16 protein-coding genes and 5 tRNA genes are annotated in these 17,619 nt (G+C 67.5%); 13 read left to right on the forward strand and 8 right to left on the reverse strand.

The features are described from left to right. The first annotated feature begins 57 nt into the window (after nt 1-57). Nucleotides 58-1,380 (forward strand): homoserine dehydrogenase, encoded by a 1,323-nt coding sequence (locus P0086_RS15675; RefSeq protein WP_275787181.1) that lies wholly within the window; start codon nt 58-60, stop codon nt 1,378-1,380. 53 nt (nt 1,381-1,433) lie between these two features. Beyond that, nucleotides 1,434-3,233 (forward strand): single-stranded-DNA-specific exonuclease RecJ, encoded by a 1,800-nt coding sequence (gene recJ / locus P0086_RS15680; protein ID WP_275787185.1) that lies wholly within the window; start codon nt 1,434-1,436, stop codon nt 3,231-3,233. Between the two features lie 63 nt (nt 3,234-3,296). Here the strand turns inward: recJ and P0086_RS15685 are convergent. Continuing rightward, nucleotides 3,297-3,371: transfer RNA gene (locus P0086_RS15685), tRNA-Glu, on the reverse strand. 183 nt (nt 3,372-3,554) lie between these two features. Between P0086_RS15685 and P0086_RS15690 the strand changes: the two genes are divergently transcribed. Then, nucleotides 3,555-4,040 (forward strand): L-2-amino-thiazoline-4-carboxylic acid hydrolase, encoded by a 486-nt coding sequence (locus tag P0086_RS15690; protein ID WP_275787187.1) that lies wholly within the window; start codon nt 3,555-3,557, stop codon nt 4,038-4,040. Between the two features lie 165 nt (nt 4,041-4,205). Here P0086_RS15690 and P0086_RS15695 read toward each other — a convergent pair. The 5 genes from P0086_RS15695 to P0086_RS15715 form a co-directional block, all read right to left on the reverse strand. Beyond that, a tRNA-Glu gene (locus P0086_RS15695) sits at nt 4,206-4,280 on the reverse strand. A gap of 194 nt (nt 4,281-4,474) precedes the next feature. Further along, nucleotides 4,475-4,549: transfer RNA gene (locus tag P0086_RS15700), tRNA-Glu, on the reverse strand. Nucleotides 4,550-4,699: 150 nt separating this feature from the next. Further along, nucleotides 4,700-4,774, reverse strand: a tRNA-Glu gene (locus tag P0086_RS15705). Nucleotides 4,775-4,977: 203 nt separating this feature from the next. Continuing rightward, nucleotides 4,978-6,315: a D-Ala-D-Ala carboxypeptidase family metallohydrolase gene (locus P0086_RS15710; RefSeq protein ID WP_275787191.1), complete on the reverse strand. Its 1,338-nt coding sequence runs from the start codon at nt 6,313-6,315 to the stop codon at nt 4,978-4,980. Between the two features lie 368 nt (nt 6,316-6,683). Beyond that, complete coding sequence (locus P0086_RS15715; protein ID WP_275787194.1) at nt 6,684-7,124, reverse strand: VOC family protein; 441 nt, start codon at nt 7,122-7,124, stop codon at nt 6,684-6,686. A 202-nt stretch (nt 7,125-7,326) separates the two neighbouring features. On the opposite strand from P0086_RS15715, the gene P0086_RS15720 reads away from it, so the two are divergent. The 7 genes from P0086_RS15720 (at nt 7,327) to P0086_RS15750 (ending at nt 12,418) form a co-directional block, all read left to right on the forward strand. Beyond that, on the forward strand, nt 7,327-7,905 hold the full coding sequence (locus P0086_RS15720) for a cold-shock protein (RefSeq protein WP_112598558.1): 579 nt from the start codon (nt 7,327-7,329) through the stop codon (nt 7,903-7,905). Next, nucleotides 7,905-8,399, forward strand: a complete 495-nt coding sequence (locus tag P0086_RS15725) for a DUF192 domain-containing protein (protein WP_275787197.1) — start codon at nt 7,905-7,907, stop codon at nt 8,397-8,399. Before P0086_RS15720 ends, P0086_RS15725 begins: the two co-directional genes overlap by 1 nt. A gap of 85 nt (nt 8,400-8,484) precedes the next feature. Beyond that, nucleotides 8,485-8,736 (forward strand): hypothetical protein, encoded by a 252-nt coding sequence (locus tag P0086_RS15730; protein WP_112598555.1) that lies wholly within the window; start codon nt 8,485-8,487, stop codon nt 8,734-8,736. A 58-nt stretch (nt 8,737-8,794) separates the two neighbouring features. Then, nucleotides 8,795-9,922, forward strand: coding sequence for an alginate lyase family protein (locus P0086_RS15735; protein WP_275787201.1), 1,128 nt, complete (start codon nt 8,795-8,797; stop codon nt 9,920-9,922). 464 nt (nt 9,923-10,386) lie between these two features. After that, nucleotides 10,387-10,662, forward strand: a complete 276-nt coding sequence (locus tag P0086_RS15740; protein WP_112598552.1) for a metal-sensing transcriptional repressor — start codon at nt 10,387-10,389, stop codon at nt 10,660-10,662. 10 nt (nt 10,663-10,672) lie between these two features. Then, complete coding sequence (locus P0086_RS15745) at nt 10,673-11,923, forward strand: nickel/cobalt efflux transporter (RefSeq protein WP_275787205.1); 1,251 nt, start codon at nt 10,673-10,675, stop codon at nt 11,921-11,923. A 54-nt stretch (nt 11,924-11,977) separates the two neighbouring features. Continuing rightward, nucleotides 11,978-12,418, forward strand: coding sequence for a YqaA family protein (locus P0086_RS15750; protein WP_275787208.1), 441 nt, complete (start codon nt 11,978-11,980; stop codon nt 12,416-12,418). Nucleotides 12,419-12,581: 163 nt separating this feature from the next. On the opposite strand, the gene P0086_RS15755 is transcribed toward P0086_RS15750, so the two are convergent. Then, nucleotides 12,582-12,655: transfer RNA gene (locus P0086_RS15755), tRNA-Gln, on the reverse strand. A 512-nt stretch (nt 12,656-13,167) separates the two neighbouring features. On the opposite strand from P0086_RS15755, the gene P0086_RS15760 reads away from it, so the two are divergent. The 3 genes from P0086_RS15760 to P0086_RS15770 are packed head-to-tail and all read left to right on the forward strand — an operon-like array spanning nt 13,168 to nt 16,018. After that, entirely contained in the window at nt 13,168-14,886 is a 1,719-nt protein-coding gene (locus tag P0086_RS15760) for an exopolyphosphatase (protein ID WP_275787210.1), read from the forward strand. Beyond that, entirely contained in the window at nt 14,883-15,617 is a 735-nt protein-coding gene (locus tag P0086_RS15765; protein ID WP_112598514.1) for an RlmE family RNA methyltransferase, read from the forward strand. The genes P0086_RS15760 and P0086_RS15765 overlap by 4 nt, the downstream gene beginning before the upstream one ends. Then, the gene (locus P0086_RS15770; RefSeq protein WP_112612022.1) at nt 15,617-16,018 is read left to right on the forward strand and encodes a VOC family protein; all 402 of its coding nucleotides are present in this window, start codon (nt 15,617-15,619) and stop codon (nt 16,016-16,018) included. Before P0086_RS15765 ends, P0086_RS15770 begins: the two co-directional genes overlap by 1 nt. Here the strand turns inward: P0086_RS15770 and P0086_RS15775 are convergent. Next, the gene (locus P0086_RS15775) at nt 16,005-17,603 is read right to left on the reverse strand and encodes a DHA2 family efflux MFS transporter permease subunit (protein ID WP_275787215.1); all 1,599 of its coding nucleotides are present in this window, start codon (nt 17,601-17,603) and stop codon (nt 16,005-16,007) included. The two genes, P0086_RS15770 and P0086_RS15775, sit on opposite strands and share 14 nt — an antisense overlap. Nucleotides 17,604-17,619: the final 16 nt, after the last annotated feature.

Below are 17,619 nucleotides of genomic sequence, written 5' to 3' on the forward strand. Positions count from 1 at the left end.
CTTCGCCCGCCGGCCGCCGCCGGTGGGCACATTCATATATCGATAGGACTTTTCATCATGGCTGATGCCCTCAAGATCGGCATAGCGGGCTTGGGGACCGTTGGGTCCTCGCTCGCACGCATCCTCGTCGAACGCCGGGAAAGCCTGGCATCGACCTGCGGCCGCCCGATCGAAATCGTCGCCGTCAGCGCCCGCGACAATAAGCGCGACCGCGGCGTCGATCTCTCCCGCGTCGCCTGGTTCGACGATCCGGTGGCGCTGGCGGAAAACCCGCAGATCGACGTCTTCGTCGAGCTGATGGGCGGCGCCGGCGACCCGGCCTATGCGGCGGTCAAGGCGGCGCTGTCGCGCGGGGTCCACGTGGTGACGGCGAACAAGGCGCTGTTGGCCGCCCACGGCGTCGAGCTTGCGACGATCGCCGAGGAGCGCGGTTGCCTGCTGAACTACGAGGCGGCGGTGGCCGGCGGCATCCCGGTGATCAAGGCGCTGCGCGAATCGCTCACCGGCAACGTCGTCTCCCGCGTCTACGGCATCATGAACGGCACCTGCAACTACATCCTGACCAAGATGGAGAAGGAGGGTCTCAGCTTCGCCGACTGCCTGAAGGAGGCCCAGCGGCTCGGCTATGCCGAGGCGGATCCGGCCTTCGACATCGAGGGCAACGATACCGCCCACAAGCTGTCGATCCTGACGACGCTCGCCTTCGGCAACAAGATCTCGGCCGACGACATCTATCTGGAAGGCATCAGCAACATCTCGATCGAGGATATCCGTGCCGCCGCCGACCTCGGCTACCGCATCAAGCTGCTCGGCGTCGCGCAGCGCACCGATACCGGCATCGAGCAGCGGGTGCACCCGACCATGGTGCCGATCGAATCGGAGATCGCCCAGGTCGACGGCGTCACCAATGCGGTGGCGATCGAGAGCGACGTCCTCGGCGAGCTCTTGATGGTCGGTCCCGGCGCCGGCGGCAATGCGACGGCGTCCGCCGTCCTCGGCGACATCGCCGACATAGCCAAGAGCCGCCCCGGTGCGCAGATGGTGCCCGTGCTCGGCCGGCCGGCCGCCTCGCTCGCCCCCTACAAACGCGCGCAGATCCGCAAGCACCACGGCGGCTATTTCATCCGCATGACGGTCGAGGACCGGGCAGGGGTGTTCGCCAACATCGCCGGCCACATGGCCGAGAACGGCATCTCGCTGGAATCGATCGTGCAGCATTCCAAGCATCACAGCGAGGCGGCCGAGCCGAAGACGATCATCCTCGTCACGCATGCGACGATGGAGGACAGCGTCCGCCGGGCGGTGGCCTCGATCTCCAAGGAAGGCTATCTTGCCGGCGAGCCGCAGGTGATCCGGATCGAGCGGCCGAAGACCGCCTGACGACAGCGCGGCGGCGCGGCTGCGCCGCCGAGGAGAGCCCGCCAAGGAGAACGATGAGCCAGGAGGTCGATCCCGTCCAGCGCGCCTTCCTCGGGGTCGAGAAATCGGCCACCGGGCAGCGCTGGATCGCCCGCCTCGACCAGGCCGGCGAGAACCGGGCGCTGGCGATGACCCAGACGCACGGCATTCCCGACCTGATCGCCCGCGTGATCGCAGGCCGCGGCGTCGGCTTCGACGAGGCGCTGGAGTTTCTCGACCCGACGCTCCGGCGGCTGATGCCGGATCCCTATCGCCTGACCGACTGCGAGGCGGCCGCCGAGCGCATCGCAGCGGCGATCGGCAGGCGCGAAAGGATCGCGATCTTCGGCGACTACGACGTCGACGGCGCCTGCGCGTCCGCCATCCTCTATCGCTTCCTGATCCATTTCGGCGTCGATGCCGAGATCTACATTCCCGACCGGATCTTCGAGGGCTACGGCCCGAACCCGCAGGCCATGGACGCGCTGATCGATCGCGGCGCGAAGCTGATCGTCACCGTCGACTGCGGCTCGACCAGCTTCGAATCGATCGGCCACGCCCGCGCCCGCGGCATCGACGTGGTGGTGATCGACCATCACCAGGTCGGCCAGGAGCTGCCGGTCTGCGCCGCCCTCGTCAACCCGAACCGCGAGGACGACCTGTCCGGGCAGGGGCATCTCTGCGCGGCGGGCGTCGTCTTCCTGGTGCTGGTGGCGCTGCAGCGGCTGATGCGCGGCCGTGATCCCCGCGCCGGCGGCATCGACCTGCTCGCCATGCTCGATCTCGTGGCGCTCGCCACCGTCTGCGACGTGGTGCCGCTGAAGGGGCTGAACCGCGCCTATGTGGTCAAGGGGCTGGTGGCCGCGCGCCATCTCGGCAATCCGGGACTGGCCGCGCTTCTGAAGCAGGCGGGAATCGGCGGCCCGGTGACCCCCTATCACCTCGGCTTCCTCGTAGGCCCGCGCATCAACGCCGGCGGGCGGATCGGCGATGCCGCGCTCGGCAGCCGGCTCCTGACGCTGCAGGATACCACGCAGGCCGAGGCGATCGCGGCACAGCTCGACGGGCTGAACCGCGAGCGCCAAGCGCTGGAAGTGGCGATGCTCGCCGAAGCCGAGGCCGAGGCGTCGGCGGAATACGGCACGGGCGAGAGCGCCTCGGTCATCGTCACCGCCCGCGAAGGCTGGCATCCGGGCGTCGTCGGCCTGCTCGCCTCGCGGCTGAAGGACCGCTTTCATCGCCCGGCCTTCGCCATTGCCTTCGATCCGTCGGGAAAGGGGACCGGTTCGGGCCGCTCGATCCACGGCTTCGATCTCGGCCGGATGGTGCGCGCCGCCGTCGAGGAGGGGATCCTCGTCAAGGGCGGCGGCCACGGCATGGCGGCCGGCCTGACGGTCGAACGCGGCAATCTCGGACGCCTCCGGAGCTTCTTCGAGGAGCGGGCGGAAAAGACCGTCCGCGAGCTGACGGCGACGCGGACGATGAAGATCGACGGAGCGCTGTCGGCCTCCGGCGCCACGGTCGCCCTCGCCGATCAGCTCGAACAGGCGGGCCCCTACGGTTCCGGCCACCCGCAACCCGTCTTCGCGCTCGCCGCCCACCGGCTGGCGGACGTCCGCCAGGTCGGCGTCAATCATCTGAAGCTGACGCTGGAGGGACCGGATCGCGGCCGGATCGAGGGCATGGCCTTCCGCGCCGCCGACGCCCCGCTCGGCGCCTTCTGTATGGCCCGCCGCGGCCAGGTGCTGCACGTCGCAGGCTCCGTCTCCGCCGACCAGTGGCAGGGCACCAAGCGCGTGCAGTTCCGTATCAGCGACGCCGCCGACGCCTACTGAGAATCAGGGGCGGGTGCGGCCAGCCGAGCTGTTCCGGAAAGGAATCGGGTGTGGGTGTGGAGTTGGTACGCCCAACGGGAATCGAACCCGTGTTTTCGCCGTGAGAGGGCGATGTCCTGACCGCTAGACGATGGGCGCTTGCAGGTGGCTGCAATATAGGGGCTTCCGATTCGTCCGGCAAGGGTTGGCAACCGGCCGAATTCCGCATGCCGATCCCGCGGCTGCCATTTGCCGCAGCACGGCGCGCGCGGTGGTGTTAGGATGGGCAGGCGGCCGTCCGGTTTCGGATGGCGAGCGGCAGACGCCCCGGGGGATATTGGCATGACGAAGGATACGCTGGAGATACCGGTTCTGGTGAAGCGCCGCCTGCAGGCGCAGGTAATCGGGCCGATCCATGCGGAGATGGTGGCGGTGCTGGGGCGCGAGACGGCCGACGCGATCATCGACAGCGCCGTCCGCAAGGCGGCGATCGCCGAGGGCAAGGCGTTTGCGGCCCGCGAACCCGGCGGCGAGACCTCGCTTGCGAGCTTCATCAGGCTGTACGACCTCTGGACCGCCGACGATGCGCTGGAGGTCGAGGTGCTGGAAGCGACCGACGAGGTCTACGATTTCAACGTCACCCGATGTCGCTACGCCGAGACCTACAGGGAGATGGGGCTGGCCGACATCGGCCACCTGATGTCCTGCAATCGCGACGGGACGTTCTGCCAGGGGTATGACCCGAACATCGAACTGGAGCGCAAGCAGACGATCATGGCCGGCGCGCCCTGCTGCACCTTCCGCTACCGCTACCGCAAGACCGGCTGACCACATCGGCCGGGCCGCGGCAGGGGGGTGATCGCTCGCGGTTCGCCGCAAAGGCCGGTCATCGTCGTGATGCCGGGCCGAGCCTCTCGCTGCGCTGCAAACTGCATCCGGGCTGGGGACAGGCCGGTTCAGCGGCGGGAGATCGCGACCTGGGAGGAGAAGAGGTGGCACGCCCTAGGGGAGTCGAACCCCTCTTTTCAGAATGAAAATCTGACGTCCTAACCGATAGACGAAGGGCGCGTGCGGTGGGCGTCTTCTAGCCAGCACCCCTCTGTCGCGCAAGCCCTAAAATGATGATTCGGCGGAAATTTCCGGGGATTTTGCAGCGCCCGGCGGGGACCGCCCGCAGGGAGAGACATCGCGCGACCGCGCCATGCGAACGATCCGTTCGGCGCGCGGCGAGGGCGTAGGAAAGAGCGGAAATCGCAGGAGGGTGGCACGCCCTAGGGGAGTCGAACCCCTCTTTTCAGAATGAAAATCTGACGTCCTAACCGATAGACGAAGGGCGCGTGCGGTGGGCGTCTTCTAGCTAGGCCCCCCCGTTTGTGCAAGGCGGAAAATGCAGGCCACGACAAATTATTCACAAGTGGGGAACGGAGGTGCAAAAGCGGCCCTTGGGGCTGGAGCAATGCAGCGCTGGCAGACGGAAGAAAGGGGAGTGGCACGCCCTAGGGGAGTCGAACCCCTCTTTTCAGAATGAAAATCTGACGTCCTAACCGATAGACGAAGGGCGCGTGCGGGGCGGTTTATAGTGGGCGTCTTGCGGTTGCGCAAGCGGCAAACGGTGCGGATGTCAAAAAAACTTCATCCGGGCGAAACGTCCCCAGGTGCGCGAAATAGTGTTATAGAATCAAATAGTTAGTGTTAAATTCTTACATGTGGAGGTGCCCACGTCGGCGCCGGGGGCAGGCAGCCGGAACTGCCGCGCAGGGCGGCGCTACTTGCGCCGGCCGCGGCATCGCCAGTTCCAGTCGCGCTCCGGACCGATGTCGATATGGACGGATTCGGTGTGGCAGTAGGTGCCGACGCCGCCGCGTCCCGGCATGCTGCGCAGATACTGGGCGAGCTCCCATCGGCTGACGCCGGCGATCTGGATGTCGGCAGCCTCGCAACGCGTGTGCAGCGACTGCTTCGCCCGGTTGCTCTTGATCGGACGGACCCCGGAGGTGACGATGACGGGCTTGCCGTAGTGCTGCTCGACCGTCTTCAGGACGGTCAGGAGCTCCGGCTTGAAGCAGCCGGTATTGACCTTCTCCGTCTGCAGCCAGAGGCCGTTCGGCGACAGCCGCGCCAGGCCCGCGAGCGAGGCGACCTCCGTCACACCGCCATTGTCGTCCGCATCGTCGGGGGATTCTTCCGCCTCGGAGTGGTCTCCGGGGGCTGCGGTCTGTGCGGCAGCGACGTCGGGCAGGGCGGACGGGTCGAGCGAGGCCGCCTGGTAGGCGACGGCCGTCTCGCGGTTGAGAAGCCTGGTCTTTCTGACGGTCGACGGCTTTTCCGCGTCCGTGTTGCCGGTTGGCTTGCGCTTGGCGGCGAACAGGGCCGCGAGCGTCAGCCGGGTTTCCGGGCTGCCGGCGGGGTTCTCCTGCGGTCCGGGATCGGCGACGGCCATATCCTCCGTCTCCGCAGCCGGCGCGCCATCCGCCGGGCCTGTCGCGAGCGCGCGCGCCGCGTCGTTGCCTTCGCCTTCGGCGACAAGCGCCGTGCGGGCACTGGTGGGGACGGGGACGCGATCGGGGACGAGGGCTGCCTCCTCGTCGGGTGCGGGCATCGGAGCGGGCGATACGCCGGAGGCGGCGGGGATCGCACCGGTGGTGTCGTCGGCCGGCATCGTCGCGGAATCGGATTGATAGAGATTGGTGATCGAGCGGCCGGTCGGTTCCGCACCCGGGTCGGCCGCCGGCCCCTGTTCGCCGGAAGGGGCGGCGGATGCGAAGATGCTGGTCTGGCTCGCATTCACCTGGGCGGGCTGCATGATGGCTTCGGCGAAGCTCGCCGGTTCGGAGGGGGCGCCGCCGGCCTCCGGTGGCCCCGACTGGCCGGTATCGTTGCCACCGGCGCTCACCATCGGGTCGCGATATCGGGCCGTCTGCCCGCCGCCGCCGGCCTCGGGTGTCTCGACCTGGCTTGCGGCCGCTTCCGCCGCGACGCCGCCGTCATCCGGCTGAACGTCTCCGGTGGCCGAGACGCAGGCGCTGAGCGCCAGCGACGATACCGCAACCAGCAGTCCGCTCCGCATCCTGTTGGCGATCTTGCCTATTCCGTCCGTCGTCATGAAGTTCGGATCCCCGCATTCGGCGCCGCCGCCGCACAAGGATCGGCCGCGCCTGTCCGCACAAGGGCAGCCATCGCGGAAGGAATGATCCGTCGTGGCTCCCCGCAGCCCGCAAGTCACTGCGGGTCGCTTACTCGAATTCCACCGGAATGAAGCCTGTCGGGCGGGGCCGGGGCTCTCCTCCCTCCGGGAATCATCCACCCGCCGACAGCCGCGGCATAGTCCGGGCAAAAGACGGCGAAACCGTGGTGAAATGCGCGCAGGCGTTGCAGTTAGCCGTGCCCGGGGTCGTTCGGTATCCCGGGTGCGGCGGAAGGCAGGCGCCTGCGATCGCTATCGAGTGCTAGAGCGGGTGCGTTGTGCGAGGCTTACCAGCTGCCGGTGTTCGGCATGGATGCCCAGGGTTCGGCCGGCGGCAGGCTTTCGCCCTTCTGCAGGATCTCGAACGAGATGCCGTCCGGCGAGCGCACGAAGGCCATGTGCCCGTCGCGGGGCGGCCGGTTGATGGTCACGCCGTTGTCCATCAGTTTCTGGCAGTAGCCGTAGATGTCGTCGACCTCGTAGGCCAGGTGGCCGAAGTTGCGGCCGCCGGTGTAGGTTTCCGGATCCCAGTTATAGGTCAGCTCGATGCAGGGGGCGGCATTGGCCTTGGCGGCGGCGACGTCCTCGGACGCTGCGAGGAAGATCAGGGTGAAGCGGCCCTTTTCGTTTTCCATCCTGCGGGTTTCGATGAAACCCATGAGGTCGCGATAGAAGTGAAGCGATTGCTCGATGTCGGCGACCCGGACCATGGTGTGAAGGTAGCGCATGCCTTTATCCTCAAAGCGGATGAACGAATGGGCGCGAAGATAGGAGATTGTCAGCCAGAGGCAAGCCTCGCCGTCTATGGAGAGTTGCGGGCAAAACTTTTCGTGAAGGCTTGCCCTACCGCATTGGGACGATGTTATTCTGGTTGGCAAGAATCAGTTAACCGTAAAACATGTGACGCGTAATCGAGGGGCTGGGCAGATCATGGCGGACAGGATGTCAACGAAGGAAATCACGGAGCGTGATGACCAGGGTGGCGAGGCGGTCGACCTGATCGAGATCACCGGCGTCATCAAGTGGTTCGACGTCGCCAAGGGTTTCGGGTTCATCGTCCCGGACAACGGCATGCAGGACGTGCTGGTCCACGTCACCTGCCTTCGCCGCGACGGCTACCAGACGGTGCTGGAAGGCACCCGCGTGGTCGCCCTGATCCAGCGCCGCGACCGCGGCTACCAGGCCTTCCGCATTCTTTCCATGGACCAGTCGACGGCGGTCCATCCCTCGCAGATGCCGCCGGTCAAGACGCATGTGCAGGTCACCCCGACGAGCGGCCTGGAGCGAGTGCTGGTGAAGTGGTTCAACCGCACCAAGGGCTTCGGCTTCCTGACCCGCGGGGAGGGGACCGAGGACATCTTCATCCACATGGAGACGCTGCGCCGCTTCGGGCTGACGGAGCTGCGTCCGGGACAGGTCGTCCTCGTCCGCTTCGGCGACGGCGAGAAGGGCCTGATGGCGGCCGAGATCCATCCGGACAACCCGATGCCGGGCAACCGGGCGCATTGATGGCCGACGCTGTCCGCGCCCGCCTCCTCCATGTCTGCAGCGCCCTCGTGGCGCTTTTTTTGTTGCTCGCCGGCGCCGCGCACGCGGACGAGACGTTTACGGAAGGGCAGCTGTCGATCGTCACGCGCGACGGCGCCCGCCATGCCTTCACGGTGGAGCTTGCGCTGACGCCGCGCCAGCGGGCGCAGGGGCTGATGAACCGCCGCACCATGGCGGCCGACCGCGGCATGCTCTTCTCCTTCGGCGAGACCCGCCAGGTGCTGATGTGGATGAAGAACACCTACCTGCCGCTCGACATGCTGTTCATCGACGAAGGCGGCGAGATCCGCACCATCCGCGAGAAGGCCGAGCCGCTGTCCGAGGCGATCATCGATTCGCGCGGGCCGGTGGCCTATGTCCTGGAGCTCAACGCCGGCACGGTGCGCAGCCTCGGCATCCGCACCGGCGACCGCGTCGAAAGCCCGGTGATCTCGGGCGGTGCTAAACAGCCCTAGGCGGCGACCGGCGGTGCCGAAGCGGATTGGGAAGCGCTCCGAATCCGTGTAAGGAGGCGCAGCAGGAACGACGGTGAAGGCGAAAATGGCGGCACGGGATCGATACTCCAGGAAGCTCGAATGCTCCAAATGCGGGCGAACCGGCTTTGCGGAGGTCTCCGAGGACGACGATCCGGGCCGCAGGAATCCGGGTTTCAGGATCGACGAGATGCCGGCCGGTTTTTCCACCGAGCGCGCCTCGAGCGACCCTGCGAGGCACATGGTGCGCTGCCGTTGCGGCAACGTCTTTGCCTTCAAGCAGAAGACCTATTATGCGCCGGGCGGGGAGCCGGCTTGAACCGCGGGCCGATGGGCGGGGGGCCTGCGGAACCGGACAGGATGGACTGGAATTCGAGATGATGAAACGCCTTGCCCATGCAGCCCTCACGCTGGTCGCCGCCGTCATGCTGGCGGGGAGTGCGGTGGCCGCCGACCTCAAGCATCCCGGGCTGATCAATTCCGGCGGACGGCTCAACGTGCTGTCGCGCCTGGAGAAGGACGCCCGCAGCTCCGACCGGCGCCAGAGCTACTATGCGTCCCTCGACAAGGACCGTCGCTTCTCCGTCGACTACCAGCCGAGGGCGATGGACTATGTGCTCGTCGTGGCGCGCACGAGCAACGAATCGGAGAAGCGGTTCCGCAACGACATGGCGGCCGCCTATTTCACGGCCCTGCGCTGGGTGAAGACGGGCGACAACCGCTACCGCGCGAAGTCGATCGAGATCATGAACGCCTGGGCAGACAAATTCGTTGCCCTGACGCGCGAGAAGGGCACCAAGACCGGGCCCGGACAGATCCCGCTCGAAGCCGCCTGGGCGATCCCGATCTGGGCCAACGCCGCCGAGATCATCCGCTACTACAAGCATCCCTACGGCGATCCGGGTCCGGAATGGAAGGACAGCGACGTCCGCAAGTTCCGGGCCTTTCTCGGACGCCTGCACGCGCAGCGAAACGAGATGCGGCGCGATCATGTCGACAACCAGGGGGTCTCCGGCGCACTCGCCGACATGTCGCTCGGCGTCTTCAACGACGACAGGCGGCTCTACGAGGCCGGCCTCGCACAGGCGCGGGCGCTGATGGCCGGCATCATCGCCAACGACGGCGAGGTGAAGGAACTGCGTTCGCGCGATTGCGTCCATCCGCAATACTCGCTGATCGGGCTGACGCAGGCCGGCCAGATCGAAATGAACCAGACGGGCCAGAGCACGCTGCTGTCGATGACGCGCAAGGGGGGAAAGCAGCCGGTCCTGGCGTCGGGGATCGAATACATGTCGCGTGCGCTGAACGAGGGATCCGATGCCCGCGACTGCCGCACCGCCAAGCTGCTCGACGGCTACGCACCGATGGTGAAACGCCTCTATGCCAACGACAACAAGATCCAGCTGAACGAACTGAACAACGCGATGGAGACCGCTCCGAAGCGGATGTCGGGCCTCTTCCCGGAAGGCACGGAATTCACGCACGGCGAGGAAGGCTCGCAGTAGGCCGCCTGCGGCGTTGGCGGAGCCCTGCTGCGCCGGCCCATTCGCGCGGCAGGCGCAGATGGACCCGGATCGCGCTGGTCGAGGGGGGGCGTGAGGCCATCTCGCGCTTCTGTCGATCGCCGGGCGGCTCGAGAGTGCCTTCCCGGGACGCCCCGGGCCAGGGCGTCTCTTCTTCCCATCCATGCCTCCCGGCACCGGTGTCACCCGCGTCGTCAGCCTGCGGCCGTAGCACCGCGGAACCGCTTCGGCGTCTGTGCCGCGGTCGTTCGGTCGATGGCGGGCATCCCTTTGCCGGTGACGGAACGAAAGCGGCGCGGGCGGCGGCTTGTCGCCTGTGGCCGTCGCGCCGGACCGGATCAGGCGGAACCGCAAGCGGGCAGCGTGTTGCCGCCCGACCCCGGACGCCGTCTCGCCACGCCCGGCAGCGGCTTGCCATATCCCCTCCAGGGGGATAGGATATGCTCATGACCGAACACAAGCACGATACCCATCCCGAGATCGTCAAGCGGCTGCGGCGGGCCGAGGGGCACCTGAAGAGCGTGGTCGCCATGATCGAGGCGGGCAAGCCCTGCCTCGAGCTCGCCCAGCAACTCCACGCCGTCGAGAAGGCGATCGCCAACGCCAAGCGAACCTTGATCCAGGACCATCTCGACCATTGCCTGGAGGACGCCGTCGGATCGCTCGCGCGTGACCAGCGCCGACCGATCGACGAGTTCAAGGCGATCACCAAATATCTCTGAGGTCCGCAGGATGCCCGATTTCGCCGAGTTGATCCGACAGGGAACGGCGCATGCCTGGCTGTTCGTTCCGAGCGCCGTCCTGCTCGGCGCGCTGCATGGCCTGGAGCCCGGCCATTCGAAGACGATGATGGCAGCCTTCATCGTCGCCGTGCGGGGCACGGTGGCACAGGCGGTGCTCCTCGGTGTGGCCGCGACGATCTCGCACACGGCGGTCGTCTGGGGCATAGCCTTTGCCGGCCTGTACCTGTGGCGCGACGTCGATGCGGAGGTTTTCGAGCCCTATTTCCAGCTGGCATCCGCAGCGATCATCATTGCGATCGCGCTGTGGATGCTGTGGCGAACCTGGCGAGACGAAAGGCTGGCGAAGGCGGCCGCCGCAATGGCGCAGGGCCACCCTCACGGTCATCACCATGACCATCATCACCGTCATCACCATGACCACAGTCACCGCGAAGGCGATAGCCGCCACCATGCCCACGGGCGCGACGGTCCCCGCGGCAGCAGCCGCCGGATCGATACCGGCCACGGCGTCGTGGAGGTCGCGATCTTCGAGGACGGCCTGCTGCCGGTCTTCCGGCTGCGGACGCTGAGCGGCCACGTCTGGCGGGCAGGCGACGTCACGCTCGTGACCGAGCGGCCCGACGGGACGAGGCAGCGCTTTTCCTTCGTCGACGGGGGCGGATACCTGCAATCGGCCACCACGATTGCGGAGCCGCATGCGTTCGCGGCCCGGATCACCCTCGGCCACGGCAATCACAGCCACGACTATGAGCTCGCTTTCACCGAGGACGACGGCACGGATCATGCCCACGGTCAGCCGGGCGGTCTCGCGCTTCGTGCGGACGGCTATCAGGACGCGCACGCGCGCGCGCATGCCGACGACATCCGCCGCAGATTCTCAGACCGCCAGGTGACGAACTGGCAGATCGCCCTCTTCGGCCTGACCGGCGGCCTCATTCCTTGCCCGGCCGCGATCACCGTCCTGCTCCTCTGCCTGCAACTGAAGGCGTTCACCCTCGGCTTCATGCTCGTGCTGTGCTTCTCGGTCGGCCTTGCCGCAACACTCGTGACGGTGGGCGTCCTGGCGGCGCTCAGCGTCCGCCACGCGACGACGCGCTGGAGCGGCCTCACGGCGCTCGCCCGTCGCGCCCCCTACCTCTCCGGCCTGCTGATCGTGCTCGTCGGCCTCTATGTCGGCCTCCATGGCTGGCAGGGTCTGCAGGCGCAGGCGGCGCCGGCGATCGAGACGGGGCAGCCTTGATGCAGGCGGCGATCGCAGCGGCCAGCCGCGGCACGCGGCAGCGGCGGGACTAGCGTGGGAACTGGCACCGGTGCCTATGCCGGCCTGTTCCTGGCCGCCTTCCTCGCGGCGACCCTTCTGCCCGCCCAGTCGGAGACGGCGCTCGTCGCTCTGCAATTGACCAAGGACTACCCGGTCATCGCCCTCGTCGCCGTCGCAAGCCTCGGCAACGTCCTGGGTTCCGTCGTCAACTGGCTGATCGGGCGCGGCATCGACCGCTTTCGGACGAAGCGCTGGTTTCCGGTCTCTGCCGAACGGCTCTCTGCGGCACAGCGCTGGTACGGGCGCTACGGCAAGTGGTCGCTTCTGGCGAGCTGGCTGCCGATCGTCGGCGATCCGATCACGGTGGCCGCCGGCGTCCTTCGGGTGCCGCTGCCGACCTTCCTCGTCCTTGTCTCCATCGCCAAGGTCGGCCGCTATGCGGCGCTGGCGCTGGCGGCAAGCCAATGGACCTGACGGCGGCAGGTGAAGCCGTACTCGTTTAGTGATTCTGGACGTAGGCCTGACGTCTCGCGCCCGCACAACCGAGTCTTCCTGCTTCAATCCCGTGAGCATCACCTGCGGGCACAGGGGCCGATACGGCTGGAAAAACAAGGAATTATGGAGATTTAGCGAGAATTGGCTGGGGAACCTGGATTCGAACCAAGATTAACGGAGTCAGAGTCCGTCGTTCTACCATTGAACTATTCCCCAACGGTGGGCGGCGCAGGCGGCGCCCTGTCGGTGTGGGCGGCTTATAACCAAAACGTTTGCGGATGCAAATAGGCTTTCTGCATTTTTTTCCGTCCAGGCTGGGGATATCTGTGCAGGAGGTTTGCCTCCGTTCGCTGCAGGGCAGGCGTGTGCCCCGCCGGTGTGATCGGTTGCGGCGCAGAAGGCAGCGCCCGCTTCGGCAGGCGATGCCGTGAAGCCACCGGGCGGCGCCTTTCACGACAGGCGCGTTTCCGTGCGCAGTTGGCCCGCGGGCGCGTTCCCGGCCGCATCGGCCGGTCGGGGGGAGGGGCTGTATGGTGCGCGGGCGAACGCTCCACCTGTCCGGAACCGTTGCGGCCCGCAAACCATGTCACTGATTGGCCCCGCCCATGCCGCCCCGCAAAAAGAATTTGTGGAACGTGGCGGCCGCTGTTAAGGTCGCGGCAACGAAAATATCAGACAGCGCCTGCTGCGGCCCGCAAGGGCCTTGCGCGGTGCGATAGGCGAGACACGTGAACGACCCCGACCTCGGCCATGGGCCGTCTTCATCAGGGGGGCAGGGCACGGGCGGACAGGCAAGACCGAAGCGGTCGCGCCGCCGCAAGGGAAAGGAAAAGCGGGCTCAAAATCCGTCCTCCGCATCCCTTGGCCCGAGCAAGGGTGATGCCGGCCACGGCGCCCAGGAACCACGCCCCCACCAGAGTGCGCAGAACGGCGATTCCGTCCGCAAGCGCAAGCGTCGCCGCCGCGGCAAGGGCGGCGCGGCCAATCCGCAGCAACTCACCGCCGAGCCCAGGCCGGCGGCCGCCCCTGTCGCCGACCGGGGCGGGCAGGGTCGTTCCGGTTTCGGCAAGCACCATCAGGGTCGCGGTCTGCAGGGACGCCTGCTCAAGGGGCCGGAAAAGGCGCCCGCCTTCGTGGAGCCCGCCGCCAGGCCGGCGCAGGACCAGAAGCAGGGCCGGCACAAGGGCCAGAATCAGGATCAGACTCAGCGGCACGGCCAGGATCCGGGTCTGAACAGGGGGGCGGATCGGGGCCAGGAACGGGGTCAGAACCACGGCCGCAACGAGGATGGTCAGCGCCGCGGCTACCCGCCCGGCGGGCCGCGGGGCGGGCGGCCGAACGGCCGCGACCGGCACGAGCCTGCCGGCGCCGGCATCGCCCGCAACGAGCTCCGCCTCGACGACGCGCCGCTCTATGCGGCCCTCGACCTCGGCACCAACAACTGCCGCCTGCTGGTCGCCCAGCCCACCCGTCCCGGCCAGTTCCGCGTCGTCGACGCCTTTTCGCGCATCGTGCGGCTGGGCGAGGGGCTCGCCGCGAGCGGCCGCCTGTCGGAAGAAGCGATGGACCGCTCGATCGAGGCGCTGAAGATCTGCGCTGCGAAACTGAAGAGCCGCGACATCCGTCGCAGCCGCCTGATCGCCACCGAGGCCTGCCGTCGCGCGGAAAACGGCGAGGCGTTCCTGGCCCGCGTGCGGGCCGAGACCGGGCTCGAGCTCGAGATCATCAACCGGGAGACCGAGGCGCGGCTCGCCGTGTCCGGCTGCTCGTCGCTCGTCGGCCGCGAGGCGAAGTCGGTGGTGCTGTTCGACATCGGCGGCGGCTCGTCGGAGATCGCAGTCATCCGGATCGACGACAATCGCTCCAACCGGCTCGCCAACCACATCACCCACTGGACCTCGCTGCCGGTCGGCGTGGTGACGCTGTCGGAGCGCCACGGCGGTCGCGACGTCACACCCGAGAGCTTCGCGGCCATGGTGCGCGAGGTCGAATCGATGCTCGAGAGCTTCGATTGCCCGCCCCATGGCGGCTTCGAGGCGCCGGAGGATTTTCACCTGATCGGCACCTCGGGAACGGTAACGACGCTTGCCGGCGTCCATCTCGACCTGCCGCGCTACGATCGCCGCCAGGTGGACGGTGTCTGGCTGCTCGATGCCGAGGTCAGCGCCATGCAGGCGCGGCTTCTCTCCTGGGACTTTTCCACCCGCGCGGCCAATCCCTGCATCGGGCCGGACCGAGCCGATCTCGTGCTCGCCGGCTGCGCCATCCTGGAGGCCATTCGCAACCGCTGGCCGTCGACACGCATGCGCGTGGCCGACCGCGGCCTGCGCGAGGGCCTGCTCACCGACATGATGGCCGACGACGGCGTCTGGCGGCGCGGCCGCCATCGCCGCCAGAACCGCAGCGGCTTCCGCCACCCGGGCAGGCCCGAAGGACAAAAGACATGACGAAGCCTCCCGCCGGCGGCAGCCGGACCGGGCGCAAGCTCGGCCAGAAGGTCAAGAAGGGCAAGCTGAAGGCGTCGTCGCGGCGCTGGATCGAGCGCCATATCAACGACCCTTACGTCCAGCGGGCCCGCCTCGAGGGTTATCGCGCCCGCGCGGCCTTCAAGCTCCTGGAGATCGACGAGAAGCACAAGATCCTCGATGGCGCCAGGCGCATCATCGATCTCGGGGCGGCCCCCGGCAGCTGGTCGCAGATTGCCGCCAAGGTGACGAACTCCACCGATGCCGATCCGCGCGTCGCCGCGATCGATTTCCTCGAGATGGACCCCTTGCCCGGCGTGACCATCCTCCAGATGGACTTCCTCGACCCGCAGGCGCCGGAAAAGCTGAAGCAGGCGATCGGCGGCGCGCCGCAGCTCGTGATCTCCGACATGGCCGCGCCGACGACCGGCCATCGCCAGACCGACCATATCCGCACCATGCACCTTTGCGAGGTCGCGGCGCATTTCGCCGTCGAGGTGCTGGCCGATGGCGGGCATTTCCTGGCCAAGACCTTCCAGGGCGGCACCGAGCGCGATCTCCTGGCGATGCTCAAGCAGAACTTCCGGCAGGTGATCCACGTCAAGCCCGGCGCCTCGCGCGCCGAATCGGTCGAGATGTTCCTGCTGGCCAAGGGCTTCAAGGGGCGCAGGCCGGCGGAAGCGGCGGACGACGAGACGGCGGCGGAGGCGTGATGCTGCTCTATGTGACGCTGGGTACGAACGACCTCGAGCGCGCCGGCCGCTTCTATGACGCGGTCCTGCCGCTCCTCGGCTATCGCAGGCAGAAGCAGGCGGACGGGGAGATCGGCTACGGCGCCGACGACGACGTGCGCTGCCGCTTCTGGGTCGTCGAGCCCTTCAACCGCGAACCGGCCACCTTCGGCAACGGCGCGACGGTCGCGCTGGATGCGCCGAGCCGGGCGGCGGTGGACGCCTTCCATGCCGCCGCCCTTGCCAATGGCGGCACCGACGAGGGCGCGCCGGGCTTGCGCCCGTTCCATCCCGATTTCTACGCGGCCTTCGTTCGCGACCTGGACGGCAACAAGCTGTCCGCCGTCTGCGAGCGGCCGCACGAGGCCTCTATTTCACGCTGACCACGTCGTCCTTCGCCGCCATGCGGTGGCCCGAGACGGCTGCGCCGGCGTTCTTCGCCATCGTCAGGAACGGGACGACCGCCGACAACGCGATCGCCGAGACGATCATGAAGGCGATGTGGAAGTCGCGCAGCTGAAGGGCGGTGCCGGTGAACGCCGTCTCGACCTCGAGGATGGCGCCGGCGACAGCGACCCCGAGCGCCAGGCTCATCTGCTGCAGCACCGCGCTCATCGTCGTCGCCTTGCTGGCGTCCCTGTCGGAAATGTCGGCGAAGGACAGCGCATTCACGCTGGTGAAGAAGAACGATCGGGCGAAGCCGGCGAGAAGCAGCACGAAGGAGATCAGAAAAACCGGGGTCGCCGGCGTGAAGAGGCCGTTGGCGAAGGTGAGGATGGCGCCCGTGATGGTGGCGACGATCAGCGTCGTCCGGAAGCCGGCGAGGGTCAAGACGCGCCTGGCGATGAACTTCGTGGTGATGGCGCCGACCGCCCCCGTGAACGTGATCAGGCCGGACTGGAACGGCGTGAAGCCGAAGCCGAGCTGCAGCATCAGCGGCATCAGGAACGGCACGGCGCCGATCGAGATGCGAAACAGCGTTCCCCCAACCGCCGCGGCCCGGAAGGCGCTGTCGGAGAACAGCCTGAGGTCCAGGATGGGGCTCGGATGACGCCGTGCGTGGCGCAGATACAGACATCCGGACAGGATCCCGAGGACCGTGGAGGCGATGCCGATCGCGGGCGGCAGGGCCGGCAGGCTGATGACCGACAGGCCGAACATCGTGCCGGCGGCGGCGATGGCCGCCAGCAGGAACCCCTTGAAATCGAGGGGGCCGGGCGGTGCCGATTCGACCTCCGGCAGATAGATGCCCGACAGCACGTAGCCGACGATGCCGACCGGCACGTTGATCAGGAAGATCCAGTGCCAGGAGAAGTAGGTCGTGATGAATCCGCCGAGCGGCGGCCCCGCCAGCGGCCCGACCAGGGCCGGGATCGTCAGCGTCGCCATGGCCGAGACGAGCTCGCTGCGGGAGGTGCTGCGCACCAGCACGAGGCGGGCGACCGGCGTCATCATCGCCCCGCCCATGCCCTGGATGAAGCGCGAGACGACGAAGGCGATCAGGCTGCCGGAGACGGCGCAGAGGATGGAGCCGACGATGAACACCACCATCGCCAGGCGGAAGATGCGCTTGGCGCCGAAGCGGTCGGCCATCCAGCCGCTGAGCGGAATGAAGATCGCAAGCCCGACCATGTAGGTCGTCAGCGCCAGCTTGAGCGTGATCGGGCCGACGCCGAGGTCATGTGCGATGGCGGGGAGTGACGTCGCGATGACGGTCGAATCCATCTGCTCCATGAAGAGCGCGACGGCAAGGATGAGGGGAACGATTCGGCTCATGACGACGTGTGTGCTGGAACGGAAGAGCCCCGGCCGATTGCGCCGGGTATGGCTTGGACGGGCGCGCCTGCGACCGGCTCGCTTGTGCGCCCGCTTTGCCGCGCTGTCAAACGCATGGCCGGATGGCGATTTCACAAACCCGTGATTGTAGCGCCGCCATTCGTGAGGAAAACGGTCGTCTTTTCGTGCCATGATCCGGCGCCGTCGC

It is taken from the genome of Mycoplana sp. MJR14 (assembly GCF_029210525.1).
Taxonomy (GTDB): Bacteria; Pseudomonadota; Alphaproteobacteria; order Rhizobiales; family Rhizobiaceae; genus Mycoplana.

Excerpts from the sequence above, each read along its gene's own strand:
- P0086_RS15730 (WP_112598555.1), top strand. The coding sequence starts at position 8,485 with ATGGCGGCACGGGATCGATACTCCAGGAAGCTCGAATGCTCCAAATGC.
- P0086_RS15775 (WP_275787215.1), bottom strand. The coding sequence starts at position 17,603 with ATGGCACGAAAAGACGACCGTTTTCCTCACGAATGGCGGCGCTACAAT.
- P0086_RS15765 (WP_112598514.1), top strand. The coding sequence starts at position 14,883 with ATGACGAAGCCTCCCGCCGGCGGCAGCCGGACCGGGCGCAAGCTCGGC.
- P0086_RS15690 (WP_275787187.1), top strand. The coding sequence starts at position 3,555 with ATGACGAAGGATACGCTGGAGATACCGGTTCTGGTGAAGCGCCGCCTG.
- P0086_RS15745 (WP_275787205.1), top strand. The coding sequence starts at position 10,673 with ATGCCCGATTTCGCCGAGTTGATCCGACAGGGAACGGCGCATGCCTGG.
- recJ (WP_275787185.1), top strand. The coding sequence starts at position 1,434 with ATGAGCCAGGAGGTCGATCCCGTCCAGCGCGCCTTCCTCGGGGTCGAG.
- P0086_RS15675 (WP_275787181.1), top strand. The coding sequence starts at position 58 with ATGGCTGATGCCCTCAAGATCGGCATAGCGGGCTTGGGGACCGTTGGG.
- P0086_RS15725 (WP_275787197.1), top strand. The coding sequence starts at position 7,905 with ATGGCCGACGCTGTCCGCGCCCGCCTCCTCCATGTCTGCAGCGCCCTC.
- P0086_RS15720 (WP_112598558.1), top strand. The coding sequence starts at position 7,327 with ATGGCGGACAGGATGTCAACGAAGGAAATCACGGAGCGTGATGACCAG.
- P0086_RS15710 (WP_275787191.1), bottom strand. The coding sequence starts at position 6,315 with ATGACGACGGACGGAATAGGCAAGATCGCCAACAGGATGCGGAGCGGA.
- P0086_RS15770 (WP_112612022.1), top strand. The coding sequence starts at position 15,617 with ATGCTGCTCTATGTGACGCTGGGTACGAACGACCTCGAGCGCGCCGGC.
- P0086_RS15735 (WP_275787201.1), top strand. The coding sequence starts at position 8,795 with ATGATGAAACGCCTTGCCCATGCAGCCCTCACGCTGGTCGCCGCCGTC.
- P0086_RS15715 (WP_275787194.1), bottom strand. The coding sequence starts at position 7,124 with ATGCGCTACCTTCACACCATGGTCCGGGTCGCCGACATCGAGCAATCG.
- P0086_RS15740 (WP_112598552.1), top strand. The coding sequence starts at position 10,387 with ATGACCGAACACAAGCACGATACCCATCCCGAGATCGTCAAGCGGCTG.